This window comes from Pseudomonas sp. RHF3.3-3 (assembly GCF_048069595.1).
GTDB lineage: Bacteria > Pseudomonadota > Gammaproteobacteria > Pseudomonadales > Pseudomonadaceae > Aquipseudomonas > Aquipseudomonas fuscovaginae_B.
This window is the reverse complement of the sequence record NZ_CP182250.1, coordinates 5,720,001-5,732,989: the sequence shown is the minus strand read 5'-3', so window position 1 is coordinate 5,732,989 and position 12,989 is coordinate 5,720,001. Positions and strand designations below refer to the sequence as shown.

11 protein-coding genes, 4 tRNA genes and 1 riboswitch (1 of these 16 only partly in view) are annotated in these 12,989 nt (G+C 59.4%); of the genes, 11 read left to right on the top strand and 4 right to left on the bottom strand.

The window, feature by feature from the left end:
• Nucleotides 1-100: 100 nt before the first annotated feature.
• Nucleotides 101-592 carry a 6,7-dimethyl-8-ribityllumazine synthase gene (locus ACMGT0_RS25070; protein ID WP_054058788.1) on the bottom strand — a complete coding sequence of 164 codons (492 nt, stop codon included), beginning with the start codon at nucleotides 590-592 and terminating at the stop codon, nucleotides 101-103.
• A gap of 133 nt (nucleotides 593-725) precedes the next feature.
• Nucleotides 726-895: riboswitch (FMN riboswitch) on the bottom strand.
• Nucleotides 896-1,097: 202 nt separating this feature from the next.
• Here ACMGT0_RS25070 and ltaE point away from each other — a divergent pair.
• The 7 genes from ltaE to ACMGT0_RS25035 all read left to right on the top strand — a co-directional run bounded on the left by ltaE (nucleotide 1,098) and on the right by ACMGT0_RS25035 (nucleotide 7,219).
• Nucleotides 1,098-2,102 carry a low-specificity L-threonine aldolase gene (gene ltaE, locus ACMGT0_RS25065; protein ID WP_416770245.1) on the top strand — a complete coding sequence of 335 codons (1,005 nt, stop codon included), beginning with the start codon at nucleotides 1,098-1,100 and terminating at the stop codon, nucleotides 2,100-2,102.
• A gap of 147 nt (nucleotides 2,103-2,249) precedes the next feature.
• Nucleotides 2,250-4,874: an alanine--tRNA ligase gene (gene alaS, locus ACMGT0_RS25060; RefSeq protein WP_416770243.1), complete on the top strand. Its 2,625-nt coding sequence runs from the start codon at nucleotides 2,250-2,252 to the stop codon at nucleotides 4,872-4,874.
• A 237-nt stretch (nucleotides 4,875-5,111) separates the two neighbouring features.
• Nucleotides 5,112-6,353: an aspartate kinase gene (locus tag ACMGT0_RS25055; protein WP_054058786.1), complete on the top strand. Its 1,242-nt coding sequence runs from the start codon at nucleotides 5,112-5,114 to the stop codon at nucleotides 6,351-6,353.
• Between the two features lie 191 nt (nucleotides 6,354-6,544).
• On the top strand, nucleotides 6,545-6,733 hold the full coding sequence (csrA, locus tag ACMGT0_RS25050) for a carbon storage regulator CsrA (protein WP_054058785.1): 189 nt from the start codon (nucleotides 6,545-6,547) through the stop codon (nucleotides 6,731-6,733).
• Between the two features lie 62 nt (nucleotides 6,734-6,795).
• Nucleotides 6,796-6,886: transfer RNA gene (locus ACMGT0_RS25045), tRNA-Ser, on the top strand.
• A 107-nt stretch (nucleotides 6,887-6,993) separates the two neighbouring features.
• A tRNA-Arg gene (locus ACMGT0_RS25040) sits at nucleotides 6,994-7,070 on the top strand.
• A gap of 72 nt (nucleotides 7,071-7,142) precedes the next feature.
• Nucleotides 7,143-7,219 (top strand) — tRNA-Arg (locus tag ACMGT0_RS25035).
• A gap of 40 nt (nucleotides 7,220-7,259) precedes the next feature.
• Here ACMGT0_RS25035 and bamE read toward each other — a convergent pair.
• A complete protein-coding gene (gene bamE / locus ACMGT0_RS25030; RefSeq protein ID WP_416770241.1) occupies nucleotides 7,260-7,739 on the bottom strand; it encodes an outer membrane protein assembly factor BamE domain-containing protein in 480 nt (159 codons plus the stop codon).
• Between the two features lie 319 nt (nucleotides 7,740-8,058).
• On the opposite strand from bamE, the gene mgtE reads away from it, so the two are divergent.
• Nucleotides 8,059-9,501 (top strand): magnesium transporter, encoded by a 1,443-nt coding sequence (gene mgtE / locus ACMGT0_RS25025; protein WP_017902917.1) that lies wholly within the window; start codon nucleotides 8,059-8,061, stop codon nucleotides 9,499-9,501.
• A 122-nt stretch (nucleotides 9,502-9,623) separates the two neighbouring features.
• Here the strand turns inward: mgtE and ACMGT0_RS25020 are convergent, their stop codons facing one another.
• Entirely contained in the window at nucleotides 9,624-9,950 is a 327-nt protein-coding gene (locus ACMGT0_RS25020) for an Arc family DNA-binding protein (protein ID WP_026145013.1), read from the bottom strand.
• A 570-nt stretch (nucleotides 9,951-10,520) separates the two neighbouring features.
• Between ACMGT0_RS25020 and ACMGT0_RS25015 the strand changes: the two genes are divergently transcribed.
• Nucleotides 10,521-10,597 (top strand) — tRNA-Arg (locus ACMGT0_RS25015).
• A gap of 64 nt (nucleotides 10,598-10,661) precedes the next feature.
• Here the strand turns inward: ACMGT0_RS25015 and ACMGT0_RS25010 are convergent.
• On the bottom strand, nucleotides 10,662-11,147 hold the full coding sequence (locus ACMGT0_RS25010; protein ID WP_416770239.1) for a hypothetical protein: 486 nt from the start codon (nucleotides 11,145-11,147) through the stop codon (nucleotides 10,662-10,664).
• A gap of 119 nt (nucleotides 11,148-11,266) precedes the next feature.
• Here ACMGT0_RS25010 and ACMGT0_RS25005 point away from each other — a divergent pair, with 119 nt between their 5' ends.
• Nucleotides 11,267-12,154 carry an AraC family transcriptional regulator gene (locus tag ACMGT0_RS25005; protein WP_416770237.1) on the top strand — a complete coding sequence of 296 codons (888 nt, stop codon included), beginning with the start codon at nucleotides 11,267-11,269 and terminating at the stop codon, nucleotides 12,152-12,154.
• A 191-nt stretch (nucleotides 12,155-12,345) separates the two neighbouring features.
• On the top strand, nucleotides 12,346-12,989 hold the start of the coding sequence (locus tag ACMGT0_RS25000) for a class I SAM-dependent methyltransferase (protein ID WP_416770235.1). It continues 901 nt past the right edge of the window; 644 of the gene's 1,545 nt are visible here — the first part of the coding sequence; it begins with the start codon at nucleotides 12,346-12,348; its stop codon lies off the right edge, out of view.

The window sequence follows — 12,989 nt, the reverse complement described above, 5'->3', positions numbered from 1 at the left end:
GCAAGGGTCGAGCCCACTTAACCCTGAAAGGGAGGCGGGGAGAGCGTAGATAGTTATGGAGGCATGACCTGCCGGCACCGGCCGGCAGGTCGAGGCGGCTTCAGACCGCCAGTTTCTGTACGGCCGGACGCGGCAGCGCGCGCAGCTTGCTCAGGGTGTCGGCGCAGGTTCTTGCGGCTTCCTGGCCCTTGTGCACGAAGTGATCGAAGAAGAATTTCTGGTGTTCTTCGCCCGCGTGGAAGTGGTGAGGCGTGAGGACCACGGAGAACACTGGAATCTCGGTATCCAGCTGGACCTGCATCAGGCCGTCGATCACCGCCGTGGCGACGAAGTCGTGGCGGTAGATCCCGCCGTCGACCACCAGGCCGGCAGCCACGACGCCGGCATAACGGCCGGACTTGGCCAGCAGCTTGGCATGCAGGGGGATTTCGAAGGCGCCGCCGACCTCGAAGAAGTCGATATCGCTTTCCTGATAACCGAGCTTGGCGATTTCGCTGACGAAGCCGTGGCGGGCCTGATCGACAATGTCCTTGTGCCAGCAAGCCTGGATGAAGGCGATGCGCTGGTTCTGGTGGATAGTGGTGGTTTGCATCTGTTCTGACTCCTGTTTGTATGAAAAACAGGGCGTTATGAATCGAATGGGATTCAAGGGTACGTTCAGGTCGGCCGTACGCTGCGGTCGGGCAGGCGTGCGGCGCTCCCGAGGAACGGCCCTTGGGTGCCAATCCCGTTCTCTCTTCATCCGGACTATGACCGTCGGCCCCGGAATCACACCGGGTCTGCTGACCTTGGAGGCGGACGGCCGTGACCGTCCAACTCGTCAAGCGCTCGCGGGCTAGGCGTGTTGCGCGCCATTACCGCCGGTGGGGAATTGCACCCCGCCCTGAGAACGTTGCCACCAGTCTTTCTGTTGGCGGCGATTTTTTACCATATATTTCCAGGGTGCGCATGGGCGACGTTACGATGATGATCATCGAATGCTTCCCGCACGCCTGAGCATTTGGCACGGTAGTGCTTGATTATCGCGGGCCATGACCGCAGTAATGGCTTTCGAACGGGACGTTCCCGATTTCACCCTTCATGACGAGGCCTGTTTCATGACTGTCATCGATCTTCGCAGTGACACGGTTACCCAACCCAGCGCCGGCATGCGCGCCGCCATGGCGAATGCGCCCCTGGGGGACGATGTGTATGGCGAGGATCCGACGGTCAATCGGCTCGAGAGCGAGCTGGCCGCCCGGCTGGGGTTCGCCCGGGGGCTGTTCGTGCCTTCCGGGACCATGAGCAACCTGCTCGGGCTGATGGCTCACTGCGGCCGGGGCGACGAGTACATCGTCGGTCAGCAATGCCATACCTACAAGTACGAAGGCGGTGGTGCCGCGGTGCTCGGTTCGATCCAGCCGCAGCCGCTGGAGGTGCAGGCCGATGGCTCGCTGGACCTCGAGCAGGTGCGGGCGGCGATCAAGCCCGATGACTTCCACTTTGCCCGCACCCGCCTGCTGGCCCTGGAAAACACCATGCAGGGCAAGGTGCTGCCATTGGCATACCTGGCGGCGGCCCGCAGCCTGACCCGTGAGCAGGGGTTGGCCCTGCACCTGGACGGTGCCCGTCTGTACAACGCGGCGGTCAGGCTGGGGGTCGATGCGCGGGAGATCACCCGGCATTTCGATTCGGTGTCGGTCTGCCTGTCCAAGGGGCTGGGGGCGCCGGTCGGCTCGGTGCTGTGCGGCAGCGAGGAACTGATCGGCAAGGCGCGGCGGCTGCGCAAGATGGTCGGTGGCGGCATGCGTCAGGCCGGCCTGCTGGCGGCGGCGGGGCTGTACGCCCTGGAGCATCAGGTCGAACGCCTGGTCGACGATCACGCCAATGCGCGGCACCTGGCCGACGGGCTGCGTGACGCCGGCTATCGCGTCGAGGCGGTGCAGACCAACATGGTTTACGCTGACCTGGGTACCCGGGCCGAGGCGCTCAAGGCGTTTGCCGCCGAGCGCGGGGTACGCCTGAGCGCCGCGCCGCGCTTGCGGATGGTCACGCACATGGACGTCAATCGTACACAAATCGAGCAGGTGGTCGCGGTATTGGCCGAATTTAACCGCCAATGAGCCTGCAGGCCGTCCAATTGAGGGTTTCTATCGTATAAACACACTGTACCCAGGGCGCAGGGCCGATATAATGCGGCCCTTTGCAAGTCGCAAATCCATTCAGACGTGATGCACTTGCCTCCGGCTGCAGACTCCGTGGAAGAACCTATGAAAAGCGCAGAAATCCGTGAAGCCTTCCTTCGCTTCTTCGAAGAGCAGGGCCACACCCGTGTCGCCTCGAGCTCTTTGATCCCGGGCAACGACCCGACCCTGTTGTTCACCAACGCGGGGATGAACCAGTTCAAGGATTGTTTCCTGGGGCAGGAAAAACGCGCCTACACCCGCGCGGTCAGCAGCCAGAAGTGCGTTCGCGCCGGCGGCAAGCACAACGACCTGGAAAACGTCGGTTATACCGCTCGTCACCACACTTTCTTCGAAATGCTGGGCAACTTCAGCTTCGGCGACTACTTCAAGCGCGACGCCATCACCTTCGCCTGGACCTTCCTGACCTCCGAAAAGTGGCTGAACCTGCCCAAGGAAAAGCTCTGGGTCACGGTCTACGCCAGCGATGATGAAGCCTACGATATCTGGACCCGGGAAGTCGGCGTACCGGCCGAGCGCATGGTCCGTATCGGCGACAACAAGGGCGCGCCCTACGCCTCCGACAACTTCTGGACCATGGGCGACACCGGCCCGTGCGGTCCTTGCACCGAGATCTTCTACGATCACGGCGCCGACATCTGGGGCGGCCCACCCGGCTCGCCGGAAGAGGACGGCGACCGCTACATCGAGATCTGGAACAACGTGTTCATGCAGTTCAACCGCACCGCCGACGGCGTATTGCACCCGTTGCCGGCACCGTCGGTGGACACCGGCATGGGTCTGGAGCGGATCAGCGCGGTGCTGCAGCACGTGCACTCCAACTACGAGATCGACCTGTTCCAGAGCCTGCTGAGCGCTTCGGCGCAGGCCATCGGTTGCGCCAACGACAACCAGGCTTCGCTGAAAGTGGTCGCCGACCACATCCGTTCCTGCGGCTTCCTGATCGCCGATGGCGTGCTGCCGTCCAACGAAGGTCGCGGTTATGTGCTGCGCCGGATCATTCGTCGTGCCTGCCGTCACGGCAACAAGCTGGGCGCCAAGGGCAGCTTCTTCTATCTGATCGTTGCCGCGCTGGTGGCCGAGATGGGCGAGGCCTTCCCCGAGCTGAAATCCCAGCAGGCGCACATCGAGCGTGTGCTCAAGGCTGAAGAGGAACAGTTCGCCAAGACCCTGGAGCAGGGCCTGAAGATCCTCGAACAGGACCTGGCCGAGCTCAAGGGCAACATCGTTCCTGGCGACGTGGTGTTCAAGCTCTACGATACCTACGGTTTCCCGATGGACCTGACCGGTGACATCGCCCGCGAACGCAACCTGACCCTCGACGAGGCCGGTTTCGAGCGCGAGATGGAAGCCCAGCGCGAGCGTGCCCGTTCCGCCAGCTCCTTCGGCATGGACTACAACAGCCTGGTCAAGGTCGACGTGGCCACCGAGTTCACCGGCTACAGCGCCACCAGCGGTGCGGCGAAAGTGGTCGCGCTCTATAAAGAAGGGCAGTCGGTGGACGTCTTGAATGAAGGTGAAGAGGGGGTCGTGGTCCTGGACCGGACGCCGTTCTATGCCGAATCGGGCGGTCAGGTTGGCGATTGCGGCTACCTCAAGGCGGCTGCCGGTCGTTTCGACGTGCGCGATACCACCAAGACCGGTGGCGCTTTCCTGCACCATGGCGTTCTGGCCCAGGGCAGCCTGCTGGTCGGTGCCGAGGTCGAGACCCAGGTCGCCGCCGAGGTGCGTCACGCCACCTCACTGAACCACTCGGCTACCCACCTGCTGCACGCCGCGCTGCGCCAGGTCCTGGGTGAGCACGTACAACAGAAAGGCTCGCTGGTTGACAGCCAGCGCCTGCGCTTCGACTTCAGCCATTTCGAAGCGATCAAGCCGGAACAGATCAAGGCTCTGGAAGATATCGTCAACGCCGAGATCCGCAAGAACTCGGTGGTGGAAACCGAAGAAACCGACATCGACACCGCGAAGAAGAAAGGCGCGATGGCGCTGTTCGGCGAGAAATACGGGGATACCGTTCGCGTGCTGAGCATGGGCGGTGACTTCTCCGTCGAGCTGTGTGGCGGTATCCACGCCAACCGGACCGGCGACATCAGCCTGCTGAAGATCATCAGCGAAGGTGGTGTGGCGTCGGGTGTGCGGCGTATCGAGGCGGTGACCGGTGCTGCGGCGCTGGCCTACCTGAATGCCGCTGAAGAGCAACTCAAGGAAGCCGCGAACCTGATCAAGGGCAATCGCGACAACCTGATCGACAAGCTGTCGGCTGTGCTGGAGCGCAACCGCCTGCTGGAAAAACAACTCGAGCAATTGCAGGCCAAGGCCGCGAGCGCTGCGGGTGACGACCTGTCGGCCCAGGCCCGGGACGTCAAGGGTGTGAAAGTACTGGCCGCACGCCTGGACGGCCAGGATGGCAAGGCCCTGCTGGCACTGGTCGATCAGTTGAAAAACAAACTCGGCCGCGCAGTGATCCTGCTCGGCAGTGTCCATGAGGAAAAGGTCGTGCTGGTTGCTGGCGTGACCAAGGACCTGACCGGCCAACTCAAAGCCGGTGATCTGATGAAACAGGCCGCTGCGGCGGTGGGTGGCAAGGGCGGTGGTCGTCCGGATATGGCGCAGGGCGGCGGTACCTACGCCTCGGCGCTGGACGCCGCACTGGCCCTGACCGTGCCATTTGTCGAGCAGGGCGTTTAAGGCTTCGCGCAAATGCCTATCGTCCAAGGGCTGTACGAAATGTTTTTGGGCGAAAGCCAGGCCAGGCGAAAACCGGCGAGCAAGCGCAGTTGACTGGAGTCAATGAGCATGGCGAACCGGTTTTCAACGCAGCCTGGGCGAGCGCAGATACATTTTCTACAGCGCCTGGTGATAGGCAGCGAGGCTGTGGTTTGAATGATTAATGGGCGCCCCTTTACGGGCTGAGGCGGCTTAGAAATGGCTTTGATCGTACAGAAATTTGGAGGCACCTCAGTCGGCACTGTCGAGAGAATCGAGCAGGTCGCCGACAAGGTTAAGAAATTCCGCGAAGCCGGCGATGACCTGGTGGTTGTGCTGTCTGCGATGAGCGGCGAAACCAATCGCCTGATCGATCTGGCCAAACAAATCAGTGGCGAGAACCAGCCGGTTCCACGCGAACTGGATGTGATCGTTTCCACTGGTGAGCAGGTGACCATCGCGTTGCTGGCCATGGCGCTGATGAAGCGCGGCGTGCCAGCGGTGTCGTATACCGGTAACCAGGTGCGGATCCTGACCGACAGTGCTCACACTAAAGCACGCATCCTGCAGATTGACGATCAGAAGATTCGTGCTGATCTGAAGGAAGGTCGTGTGGTTGTCGTCGCCGGCTTCCAGGGTGTTGACGAGAACGGCAATATCACCACGCTCGGTCGTGGGGGGTCCGACACCACCGGCGTGGCACTGGCCGCGGCCCTGAAGGCTGACGAATGCCAGATCTACACCGACGTCGATGGCGTCTACACCACCGACCCGCGGGTCGTCGCGTCGGCTCAGCGCCTGGACAAGATCACCTTCGAGGAAATGCTGGAAATGGCCAGCCTCGGCTCCAAGGTCCTGCAGATCCGCGCAGTCGAGTTCGCCGGCAAGTACAACGTTCCGCTGCGCGTTCTGCACAGCTTTAAGGAGGGTCCGGGTACCCTCATTACTATTGATGAAGAGGAATCCATGGAACAGCCGATCATTTCCGGCATCGCCTTCAACCGCGATGAAGCCAAGCTGACCATCCGTGGCGTGCCCGATACTCCGGGCGTGGCCTTCAAGATTCTCGGCCCGATCAGTGCCGCCAACATCGAAGTCGACATGATCGTGCAGAATGTCTCGCACGATAACACCACCGACTTCACCTTCACCGTACACCGCAACGACTACCAGTCGGCGCAGAATGTACTGGAGAACACCGCGCGTGAAATCGGCGCCCGGGAAGTGATTGGCGACACCAGGATTGCCAAGGTCTCGATCGTCGGTGTCGGCATGCGCTCCCACGCGGGCGTTGCCAGCCGCATGTTCGAGGCACTGGCCAAGGAAAGCATCAATATCCAGATGATCTCCACTTCCGAAATCAAGGTTTCGGTGGTGATCGAGGAGAAGTACCTGGAGCTGGCCGTACGTGCACTGCACACGGCGTTCGAGCTGGACGCTCCGGCCCGACAGGGCGAGTGATTGCGTTACTCCAAAGGGCGCGGTTGAACCGCGCCCTTTGTATTTTTTGATAAGTGTGGGCAAGCGCTGTTCTTTTGCCCGCTCTCGTCAATACTTAGGGGCGTAGGGCTATGGCTATCTTGGGTGTAGGCCGAAGCCCTTTTTTTTGCAGACTGTGTTGTCCCTGAACTGAAATGCGTGAGGAGATAGGTATGTTGATTCTGACTCGTCGGTGCGCAGAAAGCCTGATCATTGGTGATGGCGAAATCACTGTGACCGTGCTCGGCGTCAAAGGAAATCAAGTGCGTATTGGTGTCAGCGCCCCCAAGGAAGTGGCCGTCCACCGTGAGGAAATCTACCTGCGGATCAAGAAAGAGAAGGACGAAGAACCAAGCCATTAATTTTTCTCGTTTTTTTTGTTTGCAAACGGGGAAAAAGCTGGTTAATATACGCCCCGTGTTGCGGAGAGCTGGCCGAGTGGCCGAAGGCGCTCCCCTGCTAAGGGAGTACACCTCAAAAGGGTGTCGGGGGTTCGAATCCCCCGTTCTCCGCCATTATTTGCTTAGTGCGTTACGATCTGGCTTCTTCTGTAAGTTGTTGAAATTACTAGAAAAAGTGCTTTACAAAAAGATTTGACGACCTATAATGCGCGGCAACAAATGCACTCGTAGCTCAGCTGGATAGAGTACTCGGCTACGAACCGAGCGGTCACAGGTTCGAATCCTGTCGAGTGCACCATTTAAGCGTCATCGGTAGCAATACGGATTACGTGGCTTCAACCAGTTGTGGTCTGGTCTAAAAACACAAAATGCACTCGTAGCTCAGCTGGATAGAGTACTCGGCTACGAACCGAGCGGTCACAGGTTCGAATCCTGTCGAGTGCACCATACACCAAGAAGCCCGCACATGTTGCGGGCTTCTTGCTTTCTAGCGTTTGACGCATCCTCTTTCATCGAACTGCACCAGGCTGCTGCGACCTTTTTTCAGGTTGTAGTAATAGCGCGTGGTGCTGTTATTTGTACTTATCTTGTCCGGCTTGCCCAGGGCGCTTTCCACTTCCTGGCGATTCATGCCGGGGCGCACCTGTTGCTGGATGACAGCCTGGCGTCGTGAGCGTGCATCCAGCAGGTTGCCACATCCATCGTCATGTTCGCCCACTACGATCAGCTCCCGGGGCGTTGGAGAGATTTCCCGGGATGCCGGTTGCTGTCTGGTGGGCAGGGGCTTGCTGCCGGGTGCGTGATTGTCTGCGCGTTGCGTTCGCGGGTGGGTGTCGTGCGGGCAGCCCAATGTGGTGAAGGTGATGTGGCCGCTGGCGTCTTCGCAACGCTGCACCATCGCGGCGCTCGCGCCGGGAGGCTGGTACAGCGCCAGGGGGATCAGCAGGCAGCAGGTTCTTGGTGGCATCGAGGGTCCTCCATGACGGTCGTTGCTAAAGCCTAGTTGCGGGCTTTTACAGCGGGCGTGTGTTTTCTTTTCGGGATGCGTCGTCGAATTCAAAAGCAGCTGAAGAATGTCCGGCTTTTCTCGCAAGCGCTTGTTCTTGCCAAGATTTTTGCCGTTAAAGCGTCTAAGGCAGTGTATGATTGCGCCCGTCAGCCCCGCCGGGGCTTGTGGAAAACCTCCATGGACTTACCCAGTAGTTACTCAGTATTTCGCTTTACCAATCAAGAATTGACTGATTGATCCTTCCGGCGTGTTCCACTGCTGGGAGTGGAGTTCGCCTATGACCGAAATCGAAGTAAAAAAATCTCAAGAAAGCTTGCAGGACCGCCTGGCTCAAGTCGTCGAGCTGCTGCATCGTCAGCGGGTGGTTGAGGACCTGACCCATCGTCAGGAAGGTCATCATCAGGATCGGGTGGAGAACCTGGTCCACCGGCAGAATCTCGTCGAGCTGCAGCGCAAGCTCGATGATCTGCACTCCGCTGACGTCGCTCATATTCTTGAAGCCTTGCCCCTGGATGATCGCCTGACGGTCTGGCAACTGGTCAAGGCCGAGCGCGACGGCGACATTCTGCTCGAAGTATCCGACGCTGTTCGTGAAACGCTGATCGCCGACATGGACGATCACGAACTCCTGGCCGCGGCCAAGGAGATGGATGCCGACGAACTCGCCGACCTGGCGCCCGAACTGCCACGGGACGTCGTGCATGAGCTGATGGAAGCTCTCGACGGTCAGCAGCGTGAGCGCGTTCGCTCCGCGTTGTCCTATGACGAGGAGCAGGTCGGCGCGCTGATGGACTTCGAGATGGTCACCATCCGTGAAGACGTCAGCCTGGAAGTCGTATTGCGTTACCTGCGCCGGCTCAAGGAGCTGCCGGGGCACACCGACAAGCTGTTTGTCGTGGACTATGACGGCGTGCTCAAGGGCGTGCTGCCGATCAAGCGGTTGCTGGTCAATGATCCCGAAAAGCAGGTGGCCGATGTCATGGCCAGTGATCCGGTCAGTTTTCACCCGGATGAGGATGCCTATGACGCGGCGCAGGCCTTCGAGCGTTATGACCTGATTTCGGCACCGGTGGTCGACAAGAACGGCAAGCTGATCGGCCGTTTGACCATTGACGAGATGGTCGACCTGATTCGTGAGGAGAGTGAGAGCGAAGTCCTCAGCATGGCGGGTCTGCGGGAAGAGGAAGACATCTTCGCCTCGGTCTGGAAGTCCTTGCGTAACCGCTGGGCGTGGTTGGCGATCAACCTGATCACCGCCTTCATCGCCTCGCGGGTGATCGGTCTTTTCGAGGGTTCTATCGAGAAGCTGGTGGCGCTGGCTGCGTTGATGCCTATCGTTGCGGGGATTGGTGGCAACTCCGGTAACCAGACCATCACCATGATTGTGCGTGCGATGGCCCTGGACCAGGTCAGTACCGGCAATACCTCGCGGCTGATGCGCAAGGAGTTGGCGGTGGCGCTGCTCAACGGTCTGATCTGGGGGGGCGTGATCGGCGTCGTGGCCTATGTGCTGTATGGCAGTTGGTCGCTGGGGGTGGTCATGACGGCCGCAATGACGCTCAACCTGTTGCTGGCGGCCTTGATGGGGGTGCTTATTCCCATGACGCTGGCGCGTCTGGGGCGCGATCCGGCGATGGGCTCCAGCGTCATGATCACTGCCATGACCGACAGTGGCGGCTTCTTCATCTTCCTCGGGTTGGCCACACTTTTCCTGCTCTGAGTCTCCGGGCGCGGCCTTCTGGTTGCGCCACCTCTCCAGGTTCCCGGGCTTTTCCCGGGATCTTCCCGAATTTGACGCAAAAAAAAGCCAGCACGAGGCTGGCTTGAGCTTTCAGGGATGAATCAGCTGGCGTCTGCGGCCATTTCGGCGTCGTGTGCAATCAGCGACACCAGGGCATTCTGCTGGCGATGGGACAATTGACGGAAGCGTTGCAGCAGCTCGCGCTCATGCAGGGACAGCTCCGGGCTGTCCAGACGCATGCTGAGCTCGTCGCCCAAGGCACCTTCCTGAATAAGACTCTGCTCCAGGCGTGCAATGATCTCGGAATTCATGCTGCGGTGGTGGTTACGAGCCACGTCGGCGATGCGTTCCCGCATTCCATCGGGCAGACGCACGACGAATTTGTCAGCTGTACGGCTGGAATAAATTGCCTGTTTCAATGGGCGCATAGTTTTAAACCGGTTAGTTCAGGGGAGCGGTTCTCGGAATTGGCCGCAGGATGTCAGTAGGACAGCATGCTTTGCCAAATGTTCAACCTGAATTGAGATGAGGCCCGCATCATGCCTCAAATTTGCCAGATCATTGGCGTCAATTCTGTGACAAATATTGAACTGGATAAAGGCGATATGCCAGCACCAATTATCAGAAATGCGCACTGGTTTGAAAGTTTTTGCCGGTGCGGTGCTCTGATCGGCCATCCCAAGCCAGTCTGAAGGCTACGAGCCTTCCTGCCGCATATGCTACGCGGTGATCTGGCCTTTTGCCTCTATTGTTGAAGGATAGTGGCAAATGGCTGATTTTCTAGTGGACGAACGGTCCGAAGCGGGGCAGCCAGGGCCTTTTCCGACCGACGAGCGTGAGAGGGAAGGTGATGTCCCTGCTATCAGTGGCGACAGTGTCTTGTGGCACCCACAGAGGCGACTTACCGTTAAAAAGCCCATGGATGACATGACAAACGCCGGCGTGCCCGTTAACATGCACGCCGTCCGTCGCGTCGCCTGTTCGGGTAGACGCTCGTTGTCTCAGTAGCTCAATTGGATAGAGCATCCCCCTCCTAAGGGGAAGGTTGGCAGTTCGAACCTGCCCTGGGACACCATCAACACAGTCTCGCAGCCTGCACGCCAAGCCTGAATTGCCTGCACGGCGCCTCCCGGTGCGCGCTAGGCAAAGTTTCCCCCTCTCCTGCGCAGATAAATCATTTGTGCGCTCAGTCCCACAACCAGCACTACAGCGATGGCACCCTGGGCTCCCAGCAGTATCGGCGATTTCAGATCGGTGACGAACGGATGTCCGTCTGGCACTCGGCGCAGCGTTTCGGAGACGGTGGGTAGCATCAGGAAAAACGCGGTCAGGCTCAGGAAAATGGTTTCCAGATAATTGCGGGCCCGTCCCAGCCAGTTGATGCTGCCAACGCCATAGCCGGCCAGCAGCAATGCAATCGTGATGACGCCCACGATTTTACTGACGGGTTGATGAGCGACCAGGAAGACAGTGACGCCGCCGATCAGCATCGACGCCAAATAGAGCAGCCCGGGCGTGGAACGAGGGACGATACGGCCGTGGCGGATGAACATGTGGATTGCCAGTGGGATGGCAGGCAGGCTGCCAAGCGTGTGTATCCAGCCGAGGGGGGAGATTCCAGACATTTGATTTTTCCACGTGATTGGACGATGTGCATAAACGGCCAGCGTTGGAGGACTTCGTTTCAGTTGCGTCAGCGCGTTATGATTCCGGGGCAGCTTAATAAAGGCGCGGCCGGCCAGACATGATGAATCCCCGCGAAAACTTGATCATTCATCCGGAAATGCAACTGGAGGGCCTGGCCACGGGCGATCTGCTGTCCCAGGTGCTTGCGCAGATTCGTCTGACCGGGGACCGGGTCTATTCCTGCGTCTTGGCGAGTGGGCAATGCCTCGACCTTGATGAGAAGAGTGCGCACATTTGCGTGCTGCAGAGCGGAGAGTTACAGCTCGAGGAAGGGGGGCAGGCGATCGCGACGCTGGAGCAGGGCGATCTCATTCTGCTTCCTCATGATTCCTCCGGGGTAAGGATCATGGCCAGCAAGGGGCCTGTGGCCGTGGTGATCTGCCGATTCTGGTTCGATGCGAGCAGTTTCCAGGCCATGCTGTTTGCCCTGCCCCGATTGATCCATATCCGCAAAGCCGAAGCTGTGCCCTGGGCTGAAGGCATCCTGCATTTCATGTTGCTCGAAGCCAATGACACTCAACCTGGCGGTGCGCTGATGGTTTCGCGCCTTATCGACCTTACCGTTATCCGCATGTTGCGAACATGGGTCCAACAGAACGCCGCTTCAGGCTGGCTGGGTGGCCTATCGGATGCGCGTATAGCCCGTGCGCTCAGGGCTATTCACGGAAGTCCCGGGCAACAATGGCGCATTGACGCGCTGGCGGAGGTTGCTGGCATGTCGCGCTCCAATTTCTGTGATCGGTTCAGCGCATTGGTTGGGCGCTCGCCGCTGCGTTACCAGAATGAATGGCGGCTCACGTTGGCGAAAACGATGTTGTCGAAACATGACAGCCGAATCGGCGAGATCGGCTTCGCGATTGGCTATGAGTCGGAGGCGGCGTTCAGTCGCGCCTACAAGGCTTTTTTTGGCCGTTCGCCCCGAGAGGATAGCGGCCGGCCGGGTTAGGGGCCAGTGTGTGCTTGTTCGCCGGTTTTCGCCTTGCCTGGCCTTCGCTCGAAAACATTTCTTACAGTCCCTGGTCGCTATGACTGACATCCGTGGGAGCGATACTCTGATCGTTCTGCTTGTGATGTGTAGCGGCTACCTCTTATATAGAAGGAGTTTTCTGTTCTCGACTGCCAGGAAGGAAGCAGGCTATGAGTGAAGCGTGGAACGACGGTTATTTCACCGATGAGGGGTACACCTACAGCTATAGCCGGGAGATCAACCCCGTCTTCCAGCGCTACTGCTTGTTGTTGCGTGGTTTCGCAACCCTGGAGAGCGCAAGTGCCTATCATTGTGAGCTGGGCTTTGGTCAGGGTGTGTCGATCAATATTCATGCGGCGGCCAACCCGGGATGTTATGTCGGTAACGATTTTCATCCGGCACAGGCTGCGCATGCCAATACCTTGGCAGTGGCCAGCGGTAGCAATGCCCGGCTGTATGACGACAGCTTCGAGCAGTTGCTGGCACGCGATGACCTGCCGCAGTTCGACAGTATCAGCCTGCATGGCATCTGGACCTGGGTCAGTCGCGATAATCAGAAGTTGATTGTCGAGTTCGCCCGGCGGTATCTCAAGCCAGGTGGGCTGCTGTATGTCAGCTACAACTGTTTTCCGGGGTGGTCGCCGTCGGCGCCGTTGCGCCAGTTGTTCCGTCTCCACGACCGATTTGCCTCCAATGCCTCGATGCTGCCGGCCGAACGTATAGATGCAGCGCTGCAATTCTCTGAGGCGTTGTTGGCGGCAAATCCCCTGTACGCCGAGGCGGCTCCGAACGTCGTTGCCAAGTTGCAGGGCGT

What these genes read in the sequence shown, in the direction of transcription:
- ACMGT0_RS25070 (WP_054058788.1), bottom strand. Translation starts at nt 592, where the DNA reads ATGCAAACCACCACTATCCACCAGAACCAGCGCATCGCCTTCATCCAG.
- ltaE (WP_416770245.1), top strand. Translation starts at nt 1,098, where the DNA reads ATGACTGTCATCGATCTTCGCAGTGACACGGTTACCCAACCCAGCGCC.
- alaS (WP_416770243.1), top strand. Translation starts at nt 2,250, where the DNA reads ATGAAAAGCGCAGAAATCCGTGAAGCCTTCCTTCGCTTCTTCGAAGAG.
- ACMGT0_RS25055 (WP_054058786.1), top strand. Translation starts at nt 5,112, where the DNA reads ATGGCTTTGATCGTACAGAAATTTGGAGGCACCTCAGTCGGCACTGTC.
- csrA (WP_054058785.1), top strand. Translation starts at nt 6,545, where the DNA reads ATGTTGATTCTGACTCGTCGGTGCGCAGAAAGCCTGATCATTGGTGAT.
- bamE (WP_416770241.1), bottom strand. Translation starts at nt 7,739, where the DNA reads ATGCCACCAAGAACCTGCTGCCTGCTGATCCCCCTGGCGCTGTACCAG.
- mgtE (WP_017902917.1), top strand. Translation starts at nt 8,059, where the DNA reads ATGACCGAAATCGAAGTAAAAAAATCTCAAGAAAGCTTGCAGGACCGC.
- ACMGT0_RS25020 (WP_026145013.1), bottom strand. Translation starts at nt 9,950, where the DNA reads ATGCGCCCATTGAAACAGGCAATTTATTCCAGCCGTACAGCTGACAAA.
- ACMGT0_RS25010 (WP_416770239.1), bottom strand. Translation starts at nt 11,147, where the DNA reads ATGTCTGGAATCTCCCCCCTCGGCTGGATACACACGCTTGGCAGCCTG.
- ACMGT0_RS25005 (WP_416770237.1), top strand. Translation starts at nt 11,267, where the DNA reads ATGATGAATCCCCGCGAAAACTTGATCATTCATCCGGAAATGCAACTG.